The organism is Cupriavidus sp. GW821-FHT07C08 (assembly GCF_059419025.1).
This window is the reverse complement of the sequence record NZ_JBWKQZ010000040.1, coordinates 13,560-40,419: the sequence shown is the minus strand read 5'-3', so window position 1 is coordinate 40,419 and position 26,860 is coordinate 13,560. Positions and strand designations below refer to the sequence as shown.

At 57.0% G+C, this 26,860-nt stretch carries 13 protein-coding genes; 2 read left to right on the top strand and 11 right to left on the bottom strand.

Annotated elements, in window-relative coordinates:
- Positions 1 to 57: 57 nt before the first annotated feature.
- From AC07UK_RS34640 to AC07UK_RS34625, 4 genes are all read right to left on the bottom strand, one after another.
- Positions 58 to 1,683, bottom strand: a complete 1,626-nt coding sequence (locus AC07UK_RS34640; RefSeq protein ID WP_494687533.1) for a TniQ family protein — start codon at positions 1,681 to 1,683, stop codon at positions 58 to 60.
- Between the two features lie 12 nt (positions 1,684 to 1,695).
- Positions 1,696 to 3,420, bottom strand: a complete 1,725-nt coding sequence (locus tag AC07UK_RS34635) for a TnsD family Tn7-like transposition protein (protein ID WP_494687517.1) — start codon at positions 3,418 to 3,420, stop codon at positions 1,696 to 1,698.
- 3 nt (positions 3,421 to 3,423) lie between these two features.
- Positions 3,424 to 4,806, bottom strand: coding sequence for a hypothetical protein (locus AC07UK_RS34630; protein ID WP_494687518.1), 1,383 nt, complete (start codon positions 4,804 to 4,806; stop codon positions 3,424 to 3,426).
- A gap of 596 nt (positions 4,807 to 5,402) precedes the next feature.
- The gene (locus AC07UK_RS34625) at positions 5,403 to 5,891 is read right to left on the bottom strand and encodes an HAD domain-containing protein (protein WP_494693908.1); all 489 of its coding nucleotides are present in this window, start codon (positions 5,889 to 5,891) and stop codon (positions 5,403 to 5,405) included.
- A 224-nt stretch (positions 5,892 to 6,115) separates the two neighbouring features.
- Here AC07UK_RS34625 and AC07UK_RS34620 point away from each other — a divergent pair, with 224 nt between their 5' ends.
- Positions 6,116 to 6,619 (top strand): DUF6471 domain-containing protein, encoded by a 504-nt coding sequence (locus tag AC07UK_RS34620; protein WP_494687520.1) that lies wholly within the window; start codon positions 6,116 to 6,118, stop codon positions 6,617 to 6,619.
- A 377-nt stretch (positions 6,620 to 6,996) separates the two neighbouring features.
- Here the strand turns inward: AC07UK_RS34620 and AC07UK_RS34615 are convergent, their stop codons facing one another.
- Positions 6,997 to 7,326: a hypothetical protein gene (locus AC07UK_RS34615; protein WP_494687521.1), complete on the bottom strand. Its 330-nt coding sequence runs from the start codon at positions 7,324 to 7,326 to the stop codon at positions 6,997 to 6,999.
- A 1,285-nt stretch (positions 7,327 to 8,611) separates the two neighbouring features.
- Here AC07UK_RS34615 and AC07UK_RS34610 point away from each other — a divergent pair.
- Complete coding sequence (locus AC07UK_RS34610; protein WP_494687522.1) at positions 8,612 to 9,850, top strand: hypothetical protein; 1,239 nt, start codon at positions 8,612 to 8,614, stop codon at positions 9,848 to 9,850.
- 250 nt (positions 9,851 to 10,100) lie between these two features.
- Here the strand turns inward: AC07UK_RS34610 and AC07UK_RS34605 are convergent, their stop codons facing one another.
- The 6 genes from AC07UK_RS34605 to AC07UK_RS34580 form a co-directional block, all read right to left on the bottom strand.
- Positions 10,101 to 11,507, bottom strand: coding sequence for a phospholipase D-like domain-containing protein (locus AC07UK_RS34605; protein ID WP_494687523.1), 1,407 nt, complete (start codon positions 11,505 to 11,507; stop codon positions 10,101 to 10,103).
- The gene (locus AC07UK_RS34600) at positions 11,504 to 14,965 is read right to left on the bottom strand and encodes an AAA domain-containing protein (protein WP_494687524.1); all 3,462 of its coding nucleotides are present in this window, start codon (positions 14,963 to 14,965) and stop codon (positions 11,504 to 11,506) included. Before AC07UK_RS34600 ends, AC07UK_RS34605 begins: the two co-directional genes overlap by 4 nt.
- 262 nt (positions 14,966 to 15,227) lie before the next feature.
- Complete coding sequence (locus AC07UK_RS34595; protein ID WP_494687525.1) at positions 15,228 to 16,775, bottom strand: argonaute/piwi family protein; 1,548 nt, start codon at positions 16,773 to 16,775, stop codon at positions 15,228 to 15,230.
- Entirely contained in the window at positions 16,772 to 18,136 is a 1,365-nt protein-coding gene (locus tag AC07UK_RS34590; protein ID WP_494687526.1) for a toll/interleukin-1 receptor domain-containing protein, read from the bottom strand. Before AC07UK_RS34590 ends, AC07UK_RS34595 begins: the two co-directional genes overlap by 4 nt.
- Before the next feature lie 188 nt (positions 18,137 to 18,324).
- A complete protein-coding gene (locus AC07UK_RS34585; RefSeq protein ID WP_494687527.1) occupies positions 18,325 to 20,424 on the bottom strand; it encodes a UvrD-helicase domain-containing protein in 2,100 nt (699 codons plus the stop codon).
- A 4-nt stretch (positions 20,425 to 20,428) separates the two neighbouring features.
- Positions 20,429 to 26,830, bottom strand: coding sequence for a DEAD/DEAH box helicase (locus AC07UK_RS34580; protein WP_494687528.1), 6,402 nt, complete (start codon positions 26,828 to 26,830; stop codon positions 20,429 to 20,431).
- Positions 26,831 to 26,860 lie beyond the last annotated feature (30 nt).

Genomic DNA, 26,860 nt, shown 5'->3' with positions numbered 1-26,860 from the left:
CGACCTCAACTTGCCGTGGCTCTCCCTTCAGCGAAGGGGATTGCTCCAATTCCGACATCATGCTTTGAATGCTTCTATCCATTTTCTCGCCCTAGCAACTCGTACCCTGAGCGACCGGTGCTTCAATCCGTCGTATGTTGTTGGGTCTCCGAAATCAGACTTAGCGCAAAGCTTCCTGACATGCGTTGATAAGAGTTGAACAACTCGTTGCTTCCATGATTCGTTGCTGTCGACGCATGACTTCAGCGTCGCGACAATCTCCGTCGACCGATTCACCATCGTCGAACCGGCCTCCGTCGCTGAGTTGTTTAACAGGTATGCTCGTGTGACCCTTCTGAAGGGCGTCACTCTGTGGGACTCTTCTCGCCGCTCTAGGATGCGCTGTCGCAATTGCTCAACCTTGGTTCTCATCCGCGCTTTTGACAGCTCATTGTTGATGCCTTGACCGAGTTTTGCTGGCATGACCTGGTCGTACCATTCCGAGTCAACCGCGCGAAAGTGTCTCACTGCGGATTTCCCTTTCGGCAGTCTCTCGACCTCACTCCGGAGCAAGGTCGGATTACGGGCCAAGTGGCGCAACAACCATTCCCGATACTGAGATATGACAGATGCAGCCTTATCGGTAGCTTGACGCTCGAATCGCTTTGCATACTCCTCGGCCGACAAAAATCGGTTTCCTCGCCTACGTCGCGAACTGCCACCAGTCTTGTCATAGGTTGCGTCTGTTGCCTTCCAAGGTGTCGCCACTCGCTCAGCGAATGCTGCCATCTTCTCCCAGCTGCCGAACGCGATACCGATTGTCGTCATGTTGACTACAGCATTTCGGACTGGCGGGTGCTCAGGATTCGTGAGCCGGAGCAGAGTCGTCTTGCCCAGGCCGAGACGCACCATGCCCTCCTTCCCAATCTCGCTCATGAAGAGCTCTGCAAGCGCCCCAGCACGACGCACTCCAGAGCCACACCCATGCAAAAGATTGCGCAACGCCTTCGGCACTGAAAGCTCATCAAGATGACAACCAACTTTTCCCTGCAATAGCTGATACGCCATCCTTGAAACACGGTTCGCCACTTCCTCCTCCTTGCTATCAAGGTTGGCGACCAGGCGCAGCGAATCTCCACACGTACAACGCACCGTTGGACGCCAAGTTGAGCGATGACGGCGGTGCCCTGCATCACAAGCGTCACAGAACGTGAGCAGCGGATGCTCGTGCTCTGCGCATGTGAAGATTCCTGGCATGAGATGCAGTCGTTGCCATGTGGCGTATCCATAAGCGCGCACATCTTCATGCACGCACTGTGGACAAATTGCCAACCTGCCGCGCATCCCGACCGGACCCGCACCAACAATCGCCGCAACACCTTGCTGTGCATTTCCGGCGTGATGCCCGTATAGGCGCCTACGGCCCTGAAGCGATTGAAACGGACCGTAAAGAGGGTAGCGGGTATGTTTGGCAATCAATGTGTCGACATCAGGGAGCACGCCATCAAAGGCAGACGAAAGTCTTTCGAGATTCGTTGGATACACCCACGCCAACCGGTCGCCATGTAACTGGAACTCATGGGAGTTCAATGAGTAAATCGCGCCGGCGCGATTTGCCGATTGGTTGGCAACGTAGCCCGTTACGTCCTCCTCGGGTTGAATGTGGTTTAGCAACAAGACTGATTCCTGAAAGCCCAAGGTCATCACGTATTTCTCCTACTGCTCTAAACCGTCGTGGAACGAATAGGTTCGGACCGTTTCGACCCTCAATCGCGCGGTGCGTGCTAGCGCCCAGTTCAGCGCGGCCCCAGGACCTAGGCTGGCGCGTGCCCATGCCAGACGACGGCGAACAAATGCCCCTCGGGATTCTTCCAATCCGCCCACCGCCTGGATTTCGTCCGTATGGCGCATGGCGTATTCGCTAATACCTGTCATCGCCTGCAAGCGATAGCGCGACATCCTCTGAGGAGGCTTGTCGCCTCCCTCGCAATGCTTCTGTGCACTTATGAGCGCTCGCCCAAGAGAGGCCACAAGGGAAGGGAACCTACTGGGTCTTCTTCGCCGTATTGCGTCGGTGGCCCGACGCACATGCTCACGGAGCCACTGTGCGTCGTTACGGCGAAGTTGAGCCCAAACTGCCGAATGCCGTTTTCTAAGCTCCTGGGATGACGCGCAAGGATTAGCTTCCAGCAACAGCAACCATTGCGTTTTGGCAGCCTCAGTGCGCGTCCTGGTTGCACGCGTCCTCGCACTCTCCGTCCCCTCGGTGGCAGCAAGAATTCTGTATGCAGTGCTGAGAGATACCTCGAAGCGGGAAGCGGCCTCCCTGGGATTCTGTCCCGCTCGAAGGGCGGCCTCAATTTCTCCGAACTTCCAATTATCTATACGCCTATGGCCCGAAGATTCGTATCCGTCTTGCCTTGCCATGTAGGTCAGAACAGAAGCGTTCACACCTAACAGCCGTGAAACCGCTCCAAATGAGCCATGCAATTCGCACAGCTCCGCTAGATTCTCGACCTTCGGCAACTCGCGTACCTCTCGCTTGAGCCTTGGTTTCGTGCGTATCGTGCACTCGCAGTTTTCAGCGAACCAGGAGAAGAGCACGCACCACACGGGATGGATGGCGCGGTCTCTCCTAAGAATCGAGCGTATCGCGGCCTCGATGTATGTCGCTGTCTGGGTCAATGCTTTGAGCCGCGCATCGGCGAAAGCGTCATCAAAGAACCGCTGAAATTCGCCCAGCAAACTGGTGAGATGCAACCGACCAGCTTCGCTAGCCCATCCAGAAGCGCAAAGCTTCTCTACCAGGAGGTCCTTGTGATACCCGGACTTTAGTGGAGGGGTCTCGAGGCAGTTCGAAACTCGAGCAGCGAACTCAAGAGCAACCTGCAGCTGATACAGCGTCAGCTTCCCCCTGCATACAGTGTCAAATATCCGTTCCTTCGGCATCAGTCGAAGTTCACAGAGGTGCCGTGGGCAAGCGCAAACAAAAGGCGCCATCGTGTTTCGGTGGACGAATGGAAACCCGAATTCTCGGATTTGCTCGTCGCGGCATTCTGGGCACTCCATGCGAGCGCCTTCAGTTTCAGTAAACAGCACCGGCAGCCGGCACAGACGAACTGGTCCTGGGATTGTTTCCAATAGACGCTCACGCTGTGACTCGTGCTTGCCAAGTGGGAGTCCACAGCAATAGAGCGATGACCCCGTATGGTCCTGAATCAATGCATCGAGCTCGCCATAGAGGTAGCCAACCATCCGGTGAAACTGCCGCATGCCGCTCGGCATCAAGTCGAGTCCAGGCTTGCGGGCAAGCAAGCGCTGACAGGTGAGCGCAATTGAAGGGATGCAATTGAATTGGCTTGCCCTTCCAAGATATGAATTGACAATCTCGCCATCCGGGAAAGGAGAAGCGAGAAACACATGAGAGCTCAATTCACTCATGACTCACCTCGCAAACTCATGGAGCCATTGCTTGTACCCCGTGCGGCGAAAGAGGGCCGCGGGTAGATGGTCCATATAGTTGAAGAAATCTGTCTTGTCGGAGACGTCGCCATTGATTGCGCACTCGGTTGCGACAAGTCTTGCCCCCGCGTGCACTCGCAGCCGCACCTCGAACACTCTGCGTACGACATCCTCGGTCAGCTTTCCTGGGCCGAGTAGATGTGGCTTTTTTACGAGTTCAACGTGCAACGCCTCGAAGCCTTGCACCAGCCATCCAGGCCGCCCAATAGTTAGGCGATGAGTCCACTGTGGCAATTCATCTGGCATCTTGATTTCGTTTGAGAACAACCCCAAAGTCCAGAGCCACTCATTCATCTGGTGCCAAATCCCCTTTCGTTCGGCCTGGGACGCAGACGCGGTTGCACTGCTGCTCGGTTGAGGCAACGGGTCAAAGTTAAGGGACGGGCCACAAAGGAGATTTGAGCTTGTGCTTCCGGCCATTCCAGCTACGTGCATGAAGGGGCTGGTGCCCGAGAGCACAACTGGAATACCCGAGTACTGCTGCAATTTCTGCAGGAAGCCAAGAACCTCAAGGGGCTTACCGGTCATCGTTGACTCAGCGCATGCTCCATCAACAACGACAAGTGCGACGTTCATCAAGATGCATAGCGATATTGCGGCATTAATTCCCTCAGGTCCACGAAGCTCTGAGAACACGCCGACGGGCGTATTTGCTCTGCCAACTTCGGACACGACTTTGTCCCGGAGGTCACGTAGGAGACCATTCAGGGTTCCGCATGAGGGATATGACAGATTGAGGCAAGGTATGACCCACATCATGGCGGGCCCCGGCGACTCCAGTTCAACCTGGAACGGAGATTTCAGAATCGTGCGAATGCGTTGAAGAAGTGCTGTACGCCCCATTTGAGAAGGGCCGCAGAGGCTGATACCCACACCAGTGAGCGAACTTAGGTTTGCGGGAAGCGGTCGCAGATTTCCTCCATGCAGCGCGTCTCGGGTGGCATAGAAAAACTCCCGGTATCTCTGGTCAGCAAAGTTCTTGGAGAACAGAGCATTCCGTACCTTTGCTAAGAGCAACTCGGTGAAGGTCAGGCTCTCATCTGTAGGTAGGTATGCGTTTGGCAGCTTCGAGAGTGCATCGAGCTTCTGAGCGGAATTTGCGGTCCACAATTCATGGTCGTTCGGAACGCCCCTGTTCTGGAGCAGCGTCTTCACCTCGCTGGTGTCGCGGAACTGCATGAGTTCAGCGAGTCGCTCCTCGCCATTCCTGCAAGCAGAAATCAGCGGCGCGCAGGATAGGGAGGCATTTGACAAACGCCGGATGTCATTGCCAGTGCTTGCGGCACTTGCGCTTGCACTGCTCATGCGTCACCTCGCACGACCAGTGCTGCTGCAGCAGCATGAATGTGGCCGAACTCCACTGACTTCCCATCAGTGGCAACCCATGGCGCGAGAGCTCGTCGTGCCCGACGCTTAGAGAGGCGCGTCGCTTGAGCGCCAGGAACAGGCTGTACATCCGGGTGGTGGCAAAAGGAATGGTTCCGCATGTGGTCGAGTTTCATCCTCGCTCGGTTCGAAAACCGAGCGGGCAGGGGTTGACAACGCCCCATAGACTTGGCACCATACGCGCGCGTGTAAGCGTTTGATGCACCTCTATGAGGACGCTCAAATGGAACGGGGACAAGGTTGCTGCCTTGTTCCCGTTTTTTGTTTGCTGGTCAGTTGTCAGTTGGTCGTGCTGGGTCTCCCTTGGTCGTTTCCGCGCCGCAGTCACAGCGCTTGAGAAAATGGCATTTCATGGTATATTCCATGCTCGGGGCTATTTGTGAGCCCAGGAGTATGGTCCGCACATCACCGGGCGGCGGGGATGGTACTCGATTGCAATTGAAGTGCGCAAGAGGGTCCGATGCAGTTCACCGCGCTCGCCCGGCGGCGCCCTTGACGACGCCTGCGTTTCTCCGCTACCTGGCAGCCTTATCTAGCAGCTCAATGAGTGCCTCGCATAGCATCTCTGACGCGAGGCCGCGCTTCCCATCCAATATCAAACTTCGGTCGGTAAGCCTGGCGACAATTTGGCTGCAATCGCAGTCGAGCAAGACCGGGCTGTCTGGACATCTTCTCTCCATGTCAGCGCGAAGCCATTCCCGGCGCGATGACACCGGCCTCACACCTTGTCGCAACACCTTGTTTCCAGGGAGAGTTGCGCCCACTACGTTCTGTTGGACCGTCAGTGGGAGTTGGCTTACGGTCGCCCTGTAGCCAAGGTAGTAGACCCACCAGCTGTGCAGAACCACGCGGGTTGTCGGGCAGGCACGCAGGACGCATTCCAGGAACGGATTATTCTCGAATATCGCATGCCCTGGCACACGCAAGTGCGGCGTCTGACCACGATGGAGAGAAATCTCGGAGGGATGCAAGACGCCGTCGACTCCGAGGTAAAGGGTCGCCATTCCCATAACGACACCTCTTGAAAAGCTGTACGAGCCGCAGCAAGCAAGCAGAAGCCTTCATGCCCAATCCGGGCTTAGAATCCCGTAATGCTTGCTCCGTCGTCGACCTAGATAAGTCCGGCTTCTTCCTTTTGGTGGAGTTCTGCTTATATGAAGTCGACCCTCGAGACAGTTCACCGCTTACACCGTGAGCGATGTTTCACCTTATATGAGAAGGTTGTGCCGTGAGCCATGTCGACACGCCGTGGACGCGCCTCGCGTCGCGAACAGCACGAGGATTGCTTGCTCGCAAGGGAGTCAGCTATGAAGAGCTTGCGAAAGCCCTCTGTGCCATGGGAATCCCAGAATCGCTAAGAGCGGCCGAAAGCAAAATCCAACGTGGAGCGTACCGGTTCGCGTTCTTCCTTCAGGTTTTGCGCGCGGTTGATTCCGAGTGCCCACCATCATGGGAAGAATGCCTCGAAACTCACGAGTCTTGGGAAAGCGCTGCAAGGCATATCTTCCTCCGTGAACTCACTGCACACAAACTTGACGCCGGCAAGCTTGAGCTTCGCCTAGCGAAGTTAGGTGTCTCACCAGGGCCTAGCTCTCTCGATACACAGATTTCGGCCGGCGACTTCCCATTCACACTGGTCCTCCAGTTGGCCCTACTTGCGCCTGTTGTTGGGTTGGACCGCTTCGTAGACCAAAAGGACATCGAACGCGCGAGCGCACCCAATGCCTCGTAAGCTCTCACACAGAGGCCGTCGTCTATTGTTCTGATTCTGCTCAGCCAACGGCGTGGTACGTAAAACCACGCACTTGAAGTGTATGCCGCCTCAAACGAAAGGCAAGAGCAAATTGCGCATCGCGCACCGGCAGGCTCGCCCCTACCCGACGTAGAATTATCCAGGCATGGTGCCGCCGCTGCTGGAGGTATCGTCTCAAATCGAGGCGGCGGCCTATGGAGTCAGCCACAAGCGCGACGGGTCCGTAAGGCAGAAATGTCGAGTGCGTGCACGGTCCACATCTCGGGCTGGTGCCGATAAGGCCCCAGCCACTTCGTCTCCCCTACACGCAAGCCAGCGAACCAAAGGTGCCGGCGGGCAAAGGCCGCGGTAGGTCGCTACCAGCCAAGCAGGGCCCGCAAACGCCGTTCTATCCAAGCTAGCTCGTCGGGCGATACCCACCCTTTGCGTGCAACAGCACCACGGACGCGCTGGAGCGTCTGACTCGGCAGATAGTTGGGATGTGCAACTGCATCCTTCCTGGCGATAGGAACAAGCTGGCTGGCGAGGTCTTCGCAAATGAGCCAGCGTTCGTACCGCTCCTGGGCCGTCTGTCCGGCAACGTAGATTCCGCCGGAATAGATGGCGCAAGTTTTCGGCTGCGTGCCTGGAACCACGGCCGGTATCGTGCTGCGAGGAAAGTCTTCGGGCACGTCATGGGTTTCCATCTCGTGCTCCCACTTTGCCAACGATTGAATAGTCGAAGGGATTCACAGCGGGCGTCGAGACTCTTGCCTCGAATGCGAGGCAACGTGGTCTCCGTGTCGCCGAGCGTGTTTGTGAGCGTCAGTTCGGCGCGCCGGTCCTAACCGACTGAAGCTCCGATATAGAGGCTCTTACAGGTCAGGTTGGAGGTATCGCGAGTACTCGTCAGTGACGTCAGCGGTCTCCAGCAATCTTTTGTCGAATGCCGAGTACATGGCCGCCACCTCAACGGCGACACCTGTTGGCCCCGGCCTTCCGTTCAATGCAAAGGCGAGGCCACAAGCCGTTGTTCCGATGAGTGTCTCTGGATTGAATCGAATGATGGTAGGCGTAACACAATACCTGCCGTCGCCTGGACGTTTGCCAATAAAGTGGCGCTCGCCCCGGTAAGTCTCCACCACACGCCATTCTTCCAGTGGCCGCTCCCCTGTCGGCACTACCCATACGCTAGCAATTGTTAGCATAGTGGTGCCCCTCATGCGCTACCCTGGGGCGGGCGCCAAATACTCACCGCTAACGTCTTTCGTGTCGGTAACGAAATTGCACCGAGCCCATAAGCTCCACACATGTAGCGCGTCTTCGTTGAAACCAGGAGGGCCGGAAAGGATGTACCGTCGTCCGCTGCGAGTGATGCCCACTCCTGAAACGGAGTCAAAGGAAGCGATTGCAGAGCTCACACGCCCTGAACCATTCTCGACGCAATACCCGACGAAATGGCGCTCCCGTCGCTCAGTCTCGAAGACTCTCCAACGGAGGAGCGTTATATCAGGCTGCTCTTCAACCGATGCGACTGACCAAATGGGCATAGGTACCCCCTTGCCGCACGACACGGCTAATCGGACGTCTGCCTTGGAACTATCGCGTCAGTGCCGTTCTGGTTGGCAACTTGCATGCAGCAGTGCTCGCGCCCCCGAGCTGAGAGCGTGTAGCCGACCATCAACGCCGGCGCCGCCTTTCGTCGATGGTGTGTGCGAACGCGTCGAGCACCGAATGCTTCGTGCGATAGCGCCTATGCAAAGAGGATGGGGAGGGATGCTGCCGAGGTGTCGTAGTTCTGCTTGTAGCGGCAACAGTGATTAGCACCCTTGAGGTGTGCTTGAATGGCAGTGTAGGCCGTTTGACGGTGGATTCAAGGTAGTGTTGGCTTACCGCACCGGACGGCGCAGCGAGCCACCGGTAACCCGGTCATTCGATTGTTGGTGCCAGTCACGCGTTGCCTTGCGGAACGCCGGGCCTGAGGAACGGTGAGTGCCGAGTAACGCCAGCGGCTCGACGATGGAGGCAACGGTGAAGGACACAAATCGACCAGTCGACCGAGAGACACTATATGACGAAGTGTGGACGGACCCCGTAACCGTTGTTGCGCCGCGCTACGGGCTATCGGACGTTGGACTTGCCAAAATTTGCCGAACATTTGCAATCCCCTTGCCGAGTCGAGGGTACTGGGCAAAAATCAAAGCCGGGAAGGTCATGGGCCGCGCACCGCTTCCCGAACTTAAACAATCAACCCCAGTGGCCACGGGTCTGGTCAAGCTTCCACCAGAGCAAGCGGAAATTCGAGAGGCTACGAGAAAAGCATCTGCGCGGCTGCGCAAGGAACTGCACGTAGAGCCTACACCAGAACAAACACCATCTTCTCTGCACCCTCTCGTTCGCGCTGCATCCGAGCGACTACGTCAACGGGACGGCTGGCCAGAAAATACTTTGCTGTGTTCCGCGCCGAAGGAGGTTCTCAACCTATCTGTAACGAAGAACTCACTCGGTCGGACCTTTGGTATCGTCGATAGCCTGATTAAGGCGCTGGCCAAACAGGGCTTCGAATTTGAAGTCAATCCCGACCAGGGCGAGACGCTCATCAAATGCGTTGAAACTGGCACGAAGATGACGTTCTGTCTCGTCGAGCATGTGAAGAGAAACTCCCACGAGATTACTCCCGCGGAAGAGCGAGCACGGAAGCGCTACTGGGACCGCTCCACTTGGGACAGCTCCGTGAAATTTCCGGATGTCCCAAGATATGACTTCATATCAACAGGAGTTCTGACAATCCAAGTTGGTCGCTGGCCGTCAAGGTCGTGGAAGGATACCCCTAGAACGGGCCTCGAGAAGCGCCTGGGCGAAGTCGTTGCGGGAATCGTAACCTTGGCGCAGCAGACCCACGCCAAGGAGTTGGAAGACGCTCGCCGGAGAGACGCTCACCAACGCGCCGTGGCTCACTACGAATTCTTGACAACGCGTAAGAATGTCGAGGTCGCGCGCTTCAAGCACCTCGAATCACTGGCGACCAACTGGGAGCGCGCATCGACGCTTCGCAACTATGCAAATGCGGTAGAAAGACAGGCCATTGCGGCAGGTGGATTATCTTCTGAACAAGCCGATTGGCTTGCCTGGGCAAGGGCGAAAGCAGATTGGCTCGACCCTCTCGTTCAAGTCTCCGACCCCATTCTTGATGCACCAGAGCCGAAACGGCCAAGCTTCTGGCAGCCGTAGAGACCAAGATGCTGAGGTCAAACGATGCCGTGGATATAGCGCTCTGCGCTTTGACGGCAAGGCTCCCATTCCAACGCTCACTGAGATGCCGTTGGAGGACACATCCAAGTGCCCTCTCGCTTGCTACAGGTCAACTCTGGCAATATGCTCATAGCGGCTCGTTAAGTTCACACTTAGTGTATCCGCGTGCGCGAACAAGAGCATTTCGATGGTCTACCTAAGCACGGTGACACGAAGTTTGGCGTTACGGCTAATTTTTGGGAGCGCCCGAGTATCCGTGTTCGAGCAGTGTTAGGTCATCCCTAAACTGCATGTCCACGTAGTGCCTCTTGCGAACAACCCACCCGCGCTCGTCGCGTGGTTTGCCACCGTCCCCTCGGTAAGAGAGCCAATTGAAGCTCGTGGTAACTGCGAAAATATCATCGCAGACCAATGACTTTCGGTGCGTGTTACCGACGTAGACAAAGCGGAAGTTCTTGAATTTTCGAGCTAAGCCTTCCAGGTCGCGCTTGGCTTGCGGCGTAATTGCCACCTTGTTTTGAGCCGCATTGTTTTTTTGAGCCTCGCCATCGTCTATTCCATAACCGATGTAGACCTGAACGCCACGCCGCAGCGCAGCCTCGAGTGAGGCGATGAACTCCCAGTTGACTACTTGATGACGAATCCATGGAGAAATGATAAGAAGCCTCCTCGTCGCCTTTAGCAAGGCATCTTTGAGCAAGCCAGGATGCTCATGGCAAAGAACGGAATGAAGGGTATCTCCAACGACTTGCGATGGCTTTTCTGTCGCAACCGAGGGGTCATTAGGCTGTGTGGAACCGAGAGGGAGGAGCGAGTCGGAACCAGACTTTGCCGAAGCAAAATCTGCTTCCGGAGTGATGGGGTCGGAATTCGCAAGAATATTCGAGCCAATCAACTCTGGGCCACCGAGAGCACGAAAGCAGTTTTCATGCTCTAGACTCGGACCATCGTCCCTCCAGAATGCCACTTCAATATCTTCTCGTTTGGAAAGACTTCGATAGAACAGCGTGACGCATTTTAAGTAGCGCAGTTCACGTCGCTCGATGCGACGTACCGCAAGTAGCTCTCCCTTTTCTTCACCGACCTGGGTCCGTTGCAGTATTCGGTCGAAGTCATCCAGAGGAATATCCCCTACCTCTAACCGCTTGCTGTTGCAGTTGGGTACTTCAAAGTACCCGAAGTCCTTCATCTCGCGAGCCCTATACAGCTGCTCGGGAGCGATGACTAGAAGCTTCTTGGTCAGCGCATCAATACACACACGCACGATTCGCTCCTGGGGGCGAACCGAGCATGCTTCAGCTAGCGCTGACATACCCTTGGTGGATAGCGTGACCTTTGCCGATTCGCTGGCGAAGGCGCGGGAGTAGTTGATGAGCTCGTTTGTATTGAGGCCGGCAAGGACCGGTGTAATGACCGACGCTGGTAAACCAAGGAATGCAACAATGTGCTCGGGGGCCGAAAGGCCAGCCTTGACGGCCCGTAGAACGGCTTCATCGATAGGTCCGAGCGGCTTGCGCTCCAAGACCAAGATTCGCAGCGTCAGGACATATACTGGAAGACCCGCCTCCCTAAAGGTTGAAAGCTCATAGCCAGGCCGGGCAGTCGCAGCTTCTTTGAGCGTGCTCTCCAAAGTCATTGCGCAAGTTCCTCCAATTTGCATGTTTCCGGATTCCTGCGGATGTAATCTAGAACATCCTTCAGCGGGTTCATTGCGCCAGGCGCCGTTTGACAGTAGAGATGGTCACCTACGATTGCCAGTAATTCCTTCCCACGGGAGAGGGCGACATTAATACGTTCGAGCTCGCGAAGGAAGCCCAGTCCTTTCACCTCAGAACGAGTGACTGAAAATAGGACAACATCTGCCTCGCGGCCTTGAAACGCATCCACCACGTTCACGAAAATTTCGCTATAGCTCGCCCAAGCATGGCGTTTGGTTTCAATCGCCGTTTGCAGTCGCTGACGTTGCTCGCCATAACCGGTCAGGACAGCGATGCTAATTTGCCTTCCTTTCCCTTTACCCTTTTGGATGAAGAAGTCGATTCGCCCCAACAGCGTGATGATGAATTCCACTTCGAGGCCGTTGTAGTGTGACGTGCCAATCTGCCGAGAAGCACGGTTGACCTTTCGGCTCGTGGAGTACCAAGTTACAGAGAGGGGAAGTGCCCCTTTAAGATGCGAAGCCGGGAGCCTATTGATGCTCTGGAGCTCACCGCCATAGAAGCATTGCGATACCAGATTACCTATGGCAGGCAGCATCCTATGCTGGGTTGTTAGTGTCTTGCGCAACTGTTGGGGAAGGTTCTCACTAAGGTGGTTGAACAGCGTCGATTTCTGGTCGTCCGCTTTCAGTTTGAATCGCTCAAGCAAGCCAGAAGTGCGCAGGTCTGGGTCCTGAAAGGGTGATAGCTGCTTGCTGTCACCAACCAGGACAGTGCGCCTAGCCCTAGCCATGGGTACAAGTACTTCCGTAGGCGTGGCGATTGAGGCTTCATCTACGATGCAGAGGTCGTATACGATTTCGTTCTTGCCCGGAATACTCATAACGCCTAGGCATGTGCCAGCAACCACGTGTGAGGCCGCTATTACGGCCGCCTTGAATTCGCGGCTTCGCCCAAAGCGCGTCTCCCAGTCGGCGTGGGCGAGCAGCATTTCCTTGAGTTGCCCACCGGTCGATGTACCTACCGCAAATGCCTCGGCCCAACCTCTCAAATCATCTGCAGAGCATTCTGAGAATTCTTTGAGCTCCTCCTTTGTTTCCACGTGGAGCTCTAAGTCCTTGAGAGACTCCCGCAGGGCTTTGACCAGCTCGTCCCGCTCCTTGCTCAAGCCTTGATATTGCTCATCCAGCTCCGCACGCGCTTCAGAGTCGAGGGTCTTACGGTAGTCATCGGAGACTTTGTATGCCAAGTCTTGCAGTTCTCGTTCGACATTCTCTAGTCGAACCTTCAACCCTGCATGCCGCTCAAGGGCCATCGCCCTTCGAGTCTCCTTGAGACTTAGCCCGTTATCGAGGGCCCACTGCTCGACGAATGCTCGGCCGGATGCAAGCGCAGCGCGGCGGAGCTCCGGGAGTTTGGCATCCAACAATAGCCGACGGGTGCTGCTCGCAATTCGCTCGTCGGATTCGTGACCGATGCGGACAGCGTTAATACTTCCGTCTGAGCTACGCACGATTCGCTCGAGGGAATTATCCAAGGCGACGTGGGTCTGAGACGTCAGAAGCACTCTCGCGTTCGGGTTGGCGCGTAGCGTTTGGCGAACGAGTTCAGTGATGAAAGTCGTTTTCCCGGTCCCAGGAGGACCCTCTACAATCATGAGGTCCGGGCCAGACAGGGCAGTTAAAACCGCATCTCTCTTGTCTTCATCAATGTCCTTCTGAAGGAAGTCTACCTCTACCGGTGCCGGAACCTGAACGTCCGCTGGGTTGACAATGAGTCTTCCCAGTTCGGGATTTACGGACCGACCGTAGCGAACTGCTTCAACGGCAAACTTCTGCTTGTCGAGCGCAATGTCGGACTTCGTAGAATCTGTTTCAACAAATCCTTGTTCAGGGACGAGAGAGGGGTTGAGCTTGTTTCGCTCGCTCGGGCGAATGATGATGTCCGCATCGCTCACTGAGGTTACGGTGCCAAAGAAGGTGCCAGGCATCCCTGCGTCAATCGCGACGTCTTGCTCGTATAGAGCAGCAGCACCTGACTCCGGCTTTGGAACGAGCCGAAGGAACTCCCCTGAAACCTCTCGGTTGGTATATTGGATGCGAACCTTCCGCTGCTTTTCCAATTCGGTCTTGGCACTCAATAGGCCCAGCCAGGTCCTGTAGAGTGCTTGCTCTCTTTCTTCGATGCGCCGCTGCTTCTGGTCACCCGCAAAGACCAAGAGTCGTTCATACATCGCCTCGATGGCCTCTTGGGATGACTGGCTGTTGGCTCCTGAAAAGGACAGTTTGACCTGAAGGTCGCAAGCGAATGACCGCTTCCGTTCAAGGTCGGAGGGGGCGAACTCTAGCGCATCAACAATGCGAAACTTACTTCCTGATTCGTCCGTAACTACGGTATAGCCGTACTTTGCGCCATATACTCGCAGGCTTCGGCCAGGACGCTCAGCTGTAGGTGGGATGTCCTCACCTTTGGATTCTGCGAGGTCCCGCTCGAGGAAGCCCTCCGCCAAGTTGGCGCGAAGCCCCATATCGGACTCCACGATTGCTCTTACGCGATTGGTAACGACTATGAGGGCTATTGGTAGAAGCGGTGCGGACGCCACGGGGTTAGCGCGCTCCAACTCAGCCTGGAGCATTACAGCATTTTGTGGCCTGGCACTAGGAGTGTTCAAGGACAGGCAGGCCCGCAGCACTCGTCTTACTGGCTCTTCGATTGGGGCCTCCTCCAACGCAGCGAGTACGTCATCATGCGTGCCAACCGGAGAGTCGCTGAGGAGCGCGGCGCTCAGAGCAGCAAATCCGAAGACATCTCGACTATAGCTGTAGCTGCCATCATCAAGCTCGGGCGGCGCATATGGTGCTGATGCGAACTGGGCTAAAGTTACTCCGGGAGCCAGAAAATCCCGAATCTTGGAGATGCCAAAGTCACACAGCTTGACTTGGCCATCAGAGGTAACCAGGACGTTGGTCGGTTTAATGTCCCGGTGAACTGTCGAGTGAGAATGAGCGTAGACCAATGCCTCCAGGATGCCTCGACCAATCGTGTGAAAGTAGTCTGGCCAGTCAGCAAACTTGCGTGAGTCACAGTAACTTTTTAGGTCTTGCTCCACCCACTGCATGACAATGAAGTGGGCCTCGTTGTCTTCATCCCTGCCCGAGTCCAGAATCGGAACAATGTTCGGATGTCTCAAATCAGAGAGGGCTTGAACCTCCCGTCGGAAGGATTCCTCGATGACGTCGTCGCTGCCTTCTCCAGACCTAAACACCTTGAGCGCCACCGTACCGCCCGTATCTGTGTCAGTAGCCTGATAGACTGACGCAATCCCCCCGCTGCGCGGGTTCCCACGGGTGACATACCGACCATTAGTAAAGAAGAGTCTCTTAGCCTCCTTGCGTGATGTGACGGTTTGCATTGTTAGCGTTGTGTTGTTGCTCATTCCGGAACATCCCTCTCACAATCTTTTTTGGACAACCCATCACACAAGGGCGAGCGAAAGTCTACGACTGTGGCCATCATATCAACGGGCGTAGCCTGTTGGCATGTCTTCTGCAGATTCGCGTTTGCCTATTCGCCATTTCCCCGGGGGCAGCGAGCTGATAGTGTCTAAGCATGCTGTACTTCCCGCCTCCTCCCGTTAGCAATCAAAACTGCGCCTCATGTTTGTCGACAAAATCGGGAAGCCGTGGAAAATTGATTCGTTAGATATAGAACTTGAATGGCAGCATCGGCTCGCTCTCAAGCGGAGCTGCCACTAAGATGTCGCCAATGGCGTCGGCAAATCGGATGGTCACTGGCTCCCTGTCATTGAATAGACAGCTATTGAAGTTGATTTTCGTGAGAGCAAGCACATCGCTCATGACAGTCTGCAATGCTGCTTCTCCGCGCCTGATGCTTACAATCAACGGGTTCGGCGTGTCGGGCCCCATGTATGTACCCAGCCGAGGCACAAAACCAGATGTCCATAGAAACCCGGACCTAGAGCTAGTCAGCATCGCCGTGCCGCGTATGACTGGATAGGCGCCGGGTCGGAATAGTTTCAATTGGTCCCATGCATCAGCGATTTGTACGCCAACGATATTGGTCGAGGTTCCTTTACATGCCTCCTGGAAGCCCTCCCACTCGTCGTCACTGAAAGACGATTTCGCGTGAACAAAGAGCTCCTTCGGATTTTCGCCATGACGGGTCCTGTACTCTTGGAGCACCGTGCCAATAAGGCGCATCGCCGCATCTCTGTCCAGGTGAAACTGCTTGGTGTCTGGGTGGAACCAAGGACCGAGTGCCCCGCGGAAAACTACACCTTCACCATCCGACAAAAACATCTGAGCCGCGCACACTGAATGACGAGAAGTTCCACCCTGGTCTTGCCGCTTATAGACGAGACCAACGTAACATACACTTGGACGCATGTTGGCAATCTGCCATGGACGCCCACCGCTCTTGTAGTAAGAGCCCGAGCATAACTTCCACGCTACTGTTGCCGGGTCTTCTATCCGTCGCTTCGGCTCGCCCTTTGCATTCAGGAAATCATGCGGGGCCAAGGTGCTCTCGCGAACTATCTGGGTGACTACTTGGTGGTCAAGCAGGCGCGCTTTCAATTGCCTGCGAAAGTTCTTTTCATATTTGTAGACTTCAACCTCCACCTCATCGTCGCCGAAAAGCGTCGGCTGGACAGCCAGCTTGAGCGCATCACGCTCTCTCAGGGTGACCTTGCCACTGACTCTTTCACCTTTTGGTACTGTGGACATCGGGCGCCCAAGCTCGTAAATAAACTCAGGAACAACAACGTACCAAAAGCTGGGTGGATGCTCACTGCGCTTCTGTTCCGCGACAAGACGCTCGACAAAGACGTCGACCACGGATTTTATTGCTTCATGCCGATTGGCAATGTGAATGCGTCGGTGTAGGTCCTCTTCGTCAATGTCGGCAATGATTTTGGTAGGCTTCTTTGACCAAATGGCATTGAAGGCCTCAGAGAAGCCGGGAAACGGAACATGGTGAGGCTCAATCTCTTTCGCCCCTCGCCGAGGAGCGGGCGTGGCGATGAAAGAAGAAACCTGGGCAGCCCATCTCTCGAATCGCTCAAGGCCCGCCTTCGTGCCGATGAAGCCATAGCGAATTTGCTTAGGCGTGTCCTCCGCATCCACCGGACCATACAGATAAAGTCCATCCCGCGTGTATTCAAGCTGCTGCCCGTAACGGAAAGCTAACGTTGGTTCGGCGATATGGCAAACCGTAGGCCGGCTCATTCTTCTTCCTCCGTCAGCGACTCGTCATCCCATTCATTAATGGGGATGTCCGGGTCGTCATCGTCCAGAACATCGCCGCTCTTCTCGTCCACGCGGACAGGACACGCGAACTGCATCGGCGGAATGCGGGCAACGATATAACCGCCGCCGGTCACCGGCAGCCTGAGGTGGTTCTTATCGTCAGATAGCCACCATAAGAAGGCGCAAAGCATGTCTCGCCAGCGAGCATTTCGCCACCCCTTTGCGAGAGAGCGGCGTAGTGTGTGGGAACGACGTTTGTCTTCGATAGCATCCATGCCGTTCTCGCTGAAGACCAGGCGAGCCGCTATCCGAAGGTGGGGCAGTGGCGACGTCCGCAAATGGACATTGATGGCATAGTGCCAATGGACGCTTCGCTTATCGGAGTGCCCAATGATTTTTCTGGCTCCGCTTCTGTAGCCCCAGTCGAACTTGACCATGTCGAGAGGTGCAGTCTTAATATCTGCCCACCAACTCAGTCGCTTCCCGGACCCTTGGTAGGCCTTAAGGCCTCTCTTAGCGCAGTAGCGTTCAAAGGCTTGCGACGCGATGTCCGTATATAGCACCTGGGCTTGATACGGGGTGAGTCCGCAATCAACCCACCCCTCGTTGAGAAATGTTCCAGTGGCAATGCTTGCTACCACCTTTCCAGGAAGGTCTACCCCCATGGCCCCGTCGGCGTCCGGGCCGGCGAACGTCAATACGCCCGCACGATGGGGCACACAGGGCCACGCGTGCGCCTGTCGATGCTGGAACCGTTCCAGCGTCGAACCAACTGGAGGCTCGCAATAGAAAATTGTTTCAGCACAGCTCTCAATTGACAACCAGTTGGAGACGAGCGGCTCGGACTTTGCAACCAATTTCGCCGCCCCCTCTGCATGGGTCTCTAACCACGACCGCATGGAGCCGGGCTCCCCCCTGGGGACCTGCTGCTCTTGAAGCAGGCCCGTCAGTTCAGCCAAGCCCTGTGCCCAGCTACCCTTAAAGTCAATGTACTGAGCATGTGCGATACGAAATGGGGCCTCGTAGGATTCCAGCCGAAGCGGCACAATGAACGCGTCGTCACCAAGCTGCCGGGCGAGGTTCGTCGCCATCTCAATCTCATTACGTACGCCCCGCTTTTCGAGACCGCTCGGCGTACACACCAACAGCACCTTAATCGCGCGCTTTCGGAGAGCTTGTTCTAGTTCTCGGGACCAATCGACACCGCCATACAAGCGCATGACGTCAGCCCAGACTTCGTATCCCATTGCCGTGAGCTTTGCCCCTAGCCAGCGCACGAAGTGATTGTCTTCTGGGGTGGCGTGCGAAATGAAGAGTGCCGTTCTTGCTTGTTCGGTCATATCTTTTTTTTTGAAAAGAAGACTTGCATGCAACAACTCATTACAGAAAGGCTCTTTTGGTTCGAGCAGCGGAGCAAGGCCTAGCCTTTTAAGCAATACTCAGCGTCCGCCCTCCGTCCGAGCATAAGGTCGGGCTTTCTTCAGGCGATGGTTGCCATTGTGGAGCCTAAATGTTGTGGTTATCGAACTCAATAAAACACCAGTGTAGCCCCTCGCTTGGCACGTGTCAGTGCCACATACAGCAACTGCCGTTGGTTTCCTTCCTCAAACTGTTCTTCAACATAGCTCTTGGGGGCAACCACGGCGACACAGTCGAACTCAAGGCCCTTAGCCCGGTGCATCGTCGACATATAAACGGCACCCCGCTCGTCAGTATGGTTGCTCTGCGCCGTTATTGCGACGGTGCGTACCCCTGCCATCTGGAGCTGTTGTGCAATGGCGTCGCGACTTTTCTCGCTAGATGTCACTACGCAACAAGTAACGGGAACCTCCGCCGAATCGGTCGACTGCCACTGCTGCAAGAATCTTGCGACCTCAGAAAAAGCACCTTCAAGCCCTTCGACCTTTGCAACCACCGGGACTGGGCCATGCGAAAGGGAACGGTAGCGACGGGTCTCATCGTGTCCGTCGTCAAGGTCATCGACATCAATTCCCTCAAGCAATGCAACCGCTTGCCGACGAATTTCGTCGGTAGTCCGGTAGTTGATATAGAGCTTCCTGGAGCGACCTCGAATATCGATGCCGCACTTACTCATGGCTGCCTTGTGCCGGCCATAGATACGTTGATGCCCATCACCAACAAAGAACAAGTCGTTTGGGCCATGAGGAATCATTGCCCGTAGCAACTTAAGCGCTTGAGGGCCAAAATCCTGCGTTTCATCGGCTACGATGGCGCTGTAGGGCGCCGGTGTGGTCATCTCAGCAGCAAGCATCTCCGCTACCTCTCGGTAAGCGTCGTCGACCTCCTTCAGCTTTCGTGATGCAAGCTGACCTCGGTACTCTTCAAACACGGGCCAAACTGCATCCCGTTTCGCACGACTCAATACGACACCTCGTCCTGTGCGGCGCGCCGTTCTATACGCGTCGAGTGTCGTGATACCCTGGGCCAGCACCACATGCTCTAGCTCTTGTTCGTAAAAATTTTCCGGAAGGTCAAGGCTAGTATCCCTGACTGCCATGGCAGCTTGCCACCCCTGCATGGCGCCATCTTGCTTGCGGTCGTAAACAATTCGGTGTTCAAGTTTCCTGCTTCGCATGAAGCTATTGACCCATGCGTCCAAGTTACGGACCTCCAACTTCGAGAGTGTGGATGCACTGCACAGTGTCTTAAGGTTTTGTTCAATGTCCCCTGCCAGGTTACGTGTAAAGGTAGTGAACAAGACCTTCCGGGAGTCTCCGGTGCGATTCTCTGCCAACCATTTTGCACGGTGCATTGCAAGCACCGTCTTGCCTGTACCTGCTCCCCCTAGCACCCGAACAGGCCCGCTGCGGTCACCCGTCGCCAGCTTCTGCTGAGTTGGATGTAGGAAGACACGCCATTGAGCCAACGGGGCATTCAGAATCGCTGCAAGGGTCTCGTCATCGCTCACAACCACGAAGCGTGATTGAGACTCAGGTGTGGCCAAGGCGGCGGCGAAGTCCGCCGTGTCTACGACCTTGTCAACCCGCGTCTCTCTGGCATTCAGGACCTCACTGACAGTATCCCCAGCGGCCACAAGGAAGAGCCCCTCGTACGCCTCCACGGGTAAGTTGCTTTGAATCGCGTCCAACTCGTCATCACTTGTCACCCCACGCACCATACCGAGCAGTTCCTGTGGAACACCCAAGCTCATCAACTCTCTGTCATCGAGTGCGGCGAACAATGCTGGCCGCGCGGTGAATGTCCCCGGTTCCACCTTGCCTGCTTGAGCTGGCAGGATGTTCTGTTGCATGGGCTCTGCGACCTGCTCAAACGTCACCATCTGCATGGCGCCAGTGACCGGGTTGATAGTCAGCTTGCGCTTCTCGGCCCAGCGATATGCGTCGTCATGGTGGTCAACGTAGAGAAGCACGTAGACATCGCCAGATGATGGCTTGAAGACGATGCCTCGCCAATCCTTGTCCAACCTCACGGACTTTAGATTCGGGTCCCTAGCACCATTGATGTTTTCATAGTTGATGCCTGGGCTCATGGGGTCTGCCTGAAACTGAATCGCCCATTTCATCACCTTGGTGTGGACATTGAGAGGCAGCTTTGACAACTGCATAAGGAAGTCGTTACTCAACGCAACTTTGGGTTTCAGACTCATTGTTTTATTCCTTATTCGACTGATTCAGTCCGAGATGGGTTGCTACGACGGATGACCATTCGACATTGCCAATCGCGTCCAACGACCCACTCAGGACGAGTGTCGTCCAGCCTTGCGTCTGCCATGCATCCGCCATATCGGATTGGTCATCGCGCAGGACAACCAGCTTGTAGCTAACCCAGCAAAGCTCGCCATCGGCGACGACCTTTCCCTTCTCGTCGGCCAAGTCCATGCCAATTTCCGGCACATCGGCCCCTGCCTGGGCCAATGCCTTTATTCCCGCTTGGTGCGGTTGGAGGACCTGCTTGAGGACCTCGTCCCAGGCGCCGTTGAGGGAAGGCTGCGAGGCCGGTTGACCCGACTGGTCACTGTGTGCGGGGACAAGTCCGCTATAGTCGTGTGCATCCAGTCCCGATGCCGTCACCACCCACATCCCGGGAAGCGTCTGGGTTGTATTGAAGATGTGCAGCCACAGACGCCAAGCGGTATTCAAGACCTCTTCGTCCTCGGCCCCAGCGTCGTCCAGGACCAACACCCCCGGCGCTGACCACTCAGTTACCCCGTCAAAACCATCCCTGGCGATGTCCATAGGCCAGCGGCTGAATTGACGGCAAAGTCCACTCTGTGGCCTCGAGACGCTCGGAGCGAACCTCTTGCTTGGTTCCCTAACATGTTCAGGCAGTCGATGCACCCATTGCCCCCACAGGTGTTCACAAGCTGCGCGTTCCTGCTCATTGTGAGGGACCATCAGAAAGCCAAGCCACAGGGCGTTACGTTGTAGCTGCCTGAGTGCGGCGTCATCGTCTGACGACGCGGGCGTGGCCAGCCAAGCCAACAAACGGCTCACCGCATGATGGGTAAACGCCTTCTCCTGCGCGCGAGGGACGTTCGGCGGTGCCTTGGCCCCGTCGTGACGCGCCATCGAAACTAGCGGGGACTCCAGGTCAGTGTCGAGCTCCCCCTTGAGTGCCGCCACCACATCGTTGTGAGTGATGGACCATACCCAGAAGCGGCCGCTTGCCACAATAGCGCTCCGCTTGAGTGCGTCCTCTTGCAAGCTGTCCTTGTGGTAAGCCCAGCCGTCACAGAACACTGCGATGGGGCGGCGCTTAGTTGACGTGGCCCAGGGCCAGATGACGAAGTCAGGCCTACTGGGAACGGCAACCTCGTTGTCCTTGCCCAGGTCGCACTGCGGTTCAATCTTGTAGCGCTGGCTCCCTACCTCCAGCACATAACCCGACTTGCCGTTCACTACATCTTGCACCAGCTTGACAATAGGCAGGTCCCCCACCCCTCCCAGGCGCTTCAGGCTTTCCAGAAAACGGGCCTCCAAGACGGAATCGAAGTTGGGGTTGATGTAGATGTCCGAGATTGTCTTGACTCGTTCGAGCTGGCCCAAGGAATCCACCAGTTCGCTCAAGACCGTCTTGGCCGTGTCGCGAGAGACCAACTCCATGCTGCGGCCCAGGCGGTATTGGTAGACACAGCGGTAGCAACCATCCTTTTCCGGGTCTGCGTTGCACGAGCAGGAGGACACCGCCTGCAATGCCATGCGCAAGACGTCACTGAGCGTGCCCGCATCGTGTGCTAACAACTGATGCAGATAGCCTGTCCCTCCCGGAACCGAGTCGTAAAGCATCACGTAGTGTCGGCGCGGCCCGCCATCCTTGCCCGGCTCGTCCTGCAACACCATGCGCAGGTGGTCCACCTTGCCGCCAAACCGCTTCTTCAACCCCAACTGCACCGCCGCCATGAAGGACTGGACAACTCGCTCATCCACCCCGTTTCGGGTGTAAGGCACCAGGATGCGAAGGGCCTCTGACTCGAACTCGCGATATAGGTAGAGACATTCCAGCAGGTTGGCCGGGTCATCGCTGCCGCGCTTCGGGCAATCGAAGCTATGGTTTTGCTCTGCCGCCTCGCCATTCCGCTTGGGGGGCTTTTGAACCTTGCCGCAATGCCTGCACAGCCGAAAGCCGGGTCTGGCCGACTCCTTGTCCGCCACCTTGAAGGCATCGCCAGGCTTCGCCAACTCGCCGAAATTGACGTCGCGGAAGGTCACTCGCGTGATGAACTCGAAGCCAAAAGGTAGCTCGCCCGTGTTGATTTGCCAGGCCTCGCGCACATGTGTGGCTGAGAAGTCGGCCATCAACTGCCGGACGTAGTACCTCGGCTCGCGGTCCTCCGTGCTGTCGTCAATGCGGACTTCGGTGTCATTGCTGTTGGCAATGGCCTGCTTGAAGCGCAACAGCGTTCTGCGCTGTGCCGCGTCCGACCACATGGCTTCGCCACAACGCGGACACGCCATGTGCACATCCGGCTCCAGGGCCAGGTTCTGCATATGATGGCACGACGGACAGAAGCGCCACTCTTCTGTCCTGGCCAGATTCATATTGATTTGGTCCACCTCGACACGACGCTGGTTCGCGTAGAAGCGGTTCTCGGGTGCGAACTCCGACAGAGCCGACTGCGCAGGCCGTTCGTACTTGAGCGTGTTGAGGGTGACGTAGGCCCCTTGGCCGGGCTCGTCCGTCCCGCGCTTGCGCCACAACACGGACTTCAGCTCGACACCGGACTCAGGGAAGGCGTAGTTCGGAATCAGGCCGGCGTCGGTCAGCGTGTTGAGCAGGTCTCGCCCGTTGATTTCCTTGATGAGCTCCAGCAACTTGTCCCGCTCACGCAGCAACTGGTCGATTTCGTCCCGCGTGGCATCGTCCTGCGGACGCTGCTGCAACCTCGATTTAGCTCGGTCAAGCTCGTCCTTGCGCTTCTTGTAGCTGCGCCGCTCGTCCAGCAGCTCTTCCAGGGACTTCAGCAGCCGAGCGCGCAAGCCATCGGACTCGCCTTGCCCCTGCATGAAATCCCACAGCCTGGCACGCACCACGTCGTCAATGTCGCCCGCCAGCAGTGCCACGAAACCTTGGAACAGCCTCTCCTCGTGCTGCAGCACGAAGTCACAGAACACGTAGGGGAAGCGGTCCTGCTTGGCCTGTTCCATCGCGTCCAGTGCCTGCGATGTCTTGTCTGGCAGCGCCGTTGCATTGCTCAGGCTCGCCACCCAGTCGTCCATGCAGAAGGCAAACAACTGGCGACGTAGCACTTCAGCGGCTTGCAGGAACACGCCCGGCGGCGCCACCTCGCCGCTCAGCATCTCTTGGGTTTCTGCAAAAAAATACAGGTCGTGCGGGCTGTTGCCATCTGCCAAAGTGGTGGCCAAAGCGTTGCCGTCGCGCCGGCCTGCACGACCAATCCGCTGAAGAAAGCTGGCCTGGTTAGGCGGCACCGAGCACAAGAGCACCGACGACAGGTCCCCGATGTCCACCCCCATCTCCAGCGTCGGCGTGGCCGACAGCAGGTTCTCGTACCACGGCTTTGGCTGTTTGCTCTTGAAGCGGCGTTCGAGGTCTTCCCGGTCCTTGCGCTCCAGCAGCCCCGTGTGCTCGGCGGCAATTACCCGACGCAGGTCGCCTTGGCTAAAGCGCTGCGCCCACCAGTTCGCCGCTTCAGGGACCAAGACATCGTACCGCGACTCCGGCGCATCCAGGCAGGGCATACCCAGGAGCTGCTCTGCAAATGCGCTGGGCACGGTCAAATAACGCTTGCTCCCTTCGGTCGCAATGAACGCCACCGCCGTGTGCAACTCGAGCGCGTCGGGGTGGAGCGCCCAGGTCTCGCCCTGGTGGTGTGGCGTCATCACCAGCAAGCCCTTGTCCCGCAACGCAATCAGGGCGTCTCTATACATTTCTGCCGCCATCCCTTTGGCTAGCAAAGCTTGATGGCCCAGCACGGCCTCGGCCCATCGGTCATACCATGTGGCCCGTTTTGTTCCGGTGAGCTTGTCGAAGTCCCGCTGGTTGCCCACGGTCAAAAACACTGGCCTGGGCGTGCTTTCGCCCATTTTGGGCAACCACTCCCCGCGTCCGGCAGTCTTACTCAGCGCGTATACGTTGCCATCACCGGCGTAAGTGGTCAGCTCCGGGTGCATAACCGCACCACGGCGCCGCATGTGGGTCAACATCCCCCAAAGCCATTGGGCCACCGTCTTGCCGTCCAGCCCGCGCGCACCGTAGTGCTCGTGCAAGCGTGGCAACAAGCTCGCGGCGACCACTCCAACCGCATCCCAGGGAACAGCGAGCACTGCCTTGCCAATCCGCTCCAGCGTGCGACCGCGTTGGCTGAGGTAGGTCAATTCGCTGTAGGCCTGCCACAAGAAACGCTTTTTTACGCGCCCGGGCAACTTACTCTCAGCGGGCAGCCGCTGCTGCTGTAGCAGCTCAATTGACCAGTCGTGCTGCCAGGTCATGTTGGGCGCGATGAACTCAGCCACCAGCGTTTCGGGGGACATGCCCAGCACCGAGTCTTCAGTATCGAAGCGCCTTTCAGCTTCCTCAAGGAACTGGGCCCATGGCATGACGGGACGCTGAATCTCGTCAATGACGTGCGCCAGCGCCGTGCGCACATTGTTCAGGTAGGTCCGTGCGCCAAAAAAGCCCGCACGGTGCGCCGCGTCCTGCACCGAATCCGAGAAAGCGATGAGCTTCTTGTCATCGTTGAACACACTCGCCCAACTGCTCTCCACCACCTGGGAACCGAGCGTGGCATTCCGCGCGCCCAACAGCAGCAGCCGGTCGGCTTCGCCACAGGCAGGGCAGGTGTTGTCATGCAGGGTGAACTGCGCCTGGCCTCGCACTTGGGTCTTCTGGGCCGTCACATGGAACACACTCAACAGCTCCTGGTGCCCACATGCCAGGCAAGCGTCCTTGGACTGTTGCAAGGTCCCACATGATACGCACACGCGCTCGACGATGCCGTCGACGTGGCTGCGCTGAATGCTATCGGCAGCGTAAAGTCGAGTGGCCTCTGGCCGGCGCGAGAACCAGGTGTTGTAAATCTCCTCCAATCGAACGGACAGCTTGCTGCTGCCCTGCACCAGCCGAGACAGCCAACCCGTGGTTCTGCACTGGCTGCATTGGACCATGGGTAGATAGACGCCATCGCGCTCACCAGGCAAGTCGCGCTCACTGCGCAGGCGGATGTCCTGCGGGTCCGCACTGAGTTTGCCCACCATACGCCGCAGCTCTCGCACCCAGAGCTGGATGCGCAAGGTGACCAGAGGCTGCTGGTTCTCGCGCCGCGCCCAGGCCACCAGTACCAGCAGGGCGTCAATCACCTGACTGACCTGTTGGACTGTGGCCGCAGGCATATTGCGAGTGAAGGCATCCGTGAGTTCCCGATAACTGACGACCCCGCCTTTGACTAGCTTGAGCAGGTTGACGAACAGCTGATGTCCCTTGAGCATGCTGCCCAGCTGCTGCCGCCACTCGACAGCACGCACATCTGGGGGCACCGGCTCATCCGGAAAAAAAAGCGCAAACCAGTCCGCCACGGCGGCCTCGGGCGAGGCGTACTGGGTGGCATCCAGACGCGCCCCGAGCTCCGGTCGGAAGGCGAACATGTAGACCACCATGGCGTCTTCGAGAAATGCGCCGACCGACTGCCGGCTCTCTATGACGACTGCACCCTCGTCGAACGGCACACCGAATACCTGGCGGGCATATTCTCGCAAGGGGGCAGTGTCAGATGCGCCGCCTAGCGTGGCTGATGTGCCCGCACAGATGAGGTGGTTGGCCGGTATCCTCAACCGGGCGCGCAAGCGCCGCAACAGCAGCGCCAGGTCGGTCCCCTGGGCACCATCGAAGGTATGCAATTCGTCCACCACCACATAGCGTAAGGTGGTGGGCGCGTTGAGAGCCCACAGCTGCCGGTCCTTGGGTCGGAGCATCAAGTAGTCCAGCATCTTGTAGTTGGTCAACAAGATGTCAGGCGGATGCTTTCGCAATGTGTCGCGGTCGGTGATGACACTATGGGGCGTCATCATCGCGCCTTCACCAGGTACCGAGGCGTTGCCGCCGACATACAGGCCCACGCGCAGCCCAGCAAAAGCCGGCACGCCGGCGACCAATTCGGCAATACGCCGCGCTTGGTCCGACGCCAGCGCGTTCATCGGGTAAATCACAAGCGCCTTGACGCCGGCTTCACCACTCGCGCGGGCGCGGGCGCAGTGGTCAAGCACGGGGTACAGGAAACACTCTGTCTTACCGCTGCCGGTACCGGTGGCAACCAGCGTGCTAAGCGCCTGGCGATTGCTAGAGAGGCGCTCCCAAGCCTGCTCCTGGTGGCTGAAGCCCGGATGCATGGTCTCGAAGGCCTGGAAGTAGCGGTGGCCGGCCTTGCCGACGCTGAACGGCAGGCCGACCTGGACGAACGGTCCCTTCAACCAGGCCTCCTCATCTTCCACAAAGCGGCTCATCAGCCCGTGGGTAAATGCGTCGGCGGGCTCAAATGCTGATACCAGGAACTGTTTCAGTCCAATCTGGATGTCCTTTGCGAGCAGTGATGGCAGCATGGAAATTTATTTCTTCTTGGATGTCTTGGG

Coding starts and splice junctions, on each gene's coding strand:
- AC07UK_RS34585 (WP_494687527.1), bottom strand. CDS start 20,424: ATGAGTCTGAAACCCAAAGTTGCGTTGAGTAACGACTTCCTTATGCAG.
- AC07UK_RS34615 (WP_494687521.1), bottom strand. CDS start 7,326: ATGGAAACCCATGACGTGCCCGAAGACTTTCCTCGCAGCACGATACCG.
- AC07UK_RS34595 (WP_494687525.1), bottom strand. CDS start 16,775: ATGAGCCGGCCTACGGTTTGCCATATCGCCGAACCAACGTTAGCTTTC.
- AC07UK_RS34625 (WP_494693908.1), bottom strand. CDS start 5,891: ATGGCGACCCTTTACCTCGGAGTCGACGGCGTCTTGCATCCCTCCGAG.
- AC07UK_RS34635 (WP_494687517.1), bottom strand. CDS start 3,420: ATGAGTGAATTGAGCTCTCATGTGTTTCTCGCTTCTCCTTTCCCGGAT.
- AC07UK_RS34640 (WP_494687533.1), bottom strand. CDS start 1,683: ATGACCTTGGGCTTTCAGGAATCAGTCTTGTTGCTAAACCACATTCAA.
- AC07UK_RS34605 (WP_494687523.1), bottom strand. CDS start 11,507: ATGACTTTGGAGAGCACGCTCAAAGAAGCTGCGACTGCCCGGCCTGGC.
- AC07UK_RS34590 (WP_494687526.1), bottom strand. CDS start 18,136: ATGACCGAACAAGCAAGAACGGCACTCTTCATTTCGCACGCCACCCCA.
- AC07UK_RS34600 (WP_494687524.1), bottom strand. CDS start 14,965: ATGAGCAACAACACAACGCTAACAATGCAAACCGTCACATCACGCAAG.
- AC07UK_RS34630 (WP_494687518.1), bottom strand. CDS start 4,806: ATGAGCAGTGCAAGCGCAAGTGCCGCAAGCACTGGCAATGACATCCGG.
- AC07UK_RS34580 (WP_494687528.1), bottom strand. CDS start 26,830: ATGCTGCCATCACTGCTCGCAAAGGACATCCAGATTGGACTGAAACAG.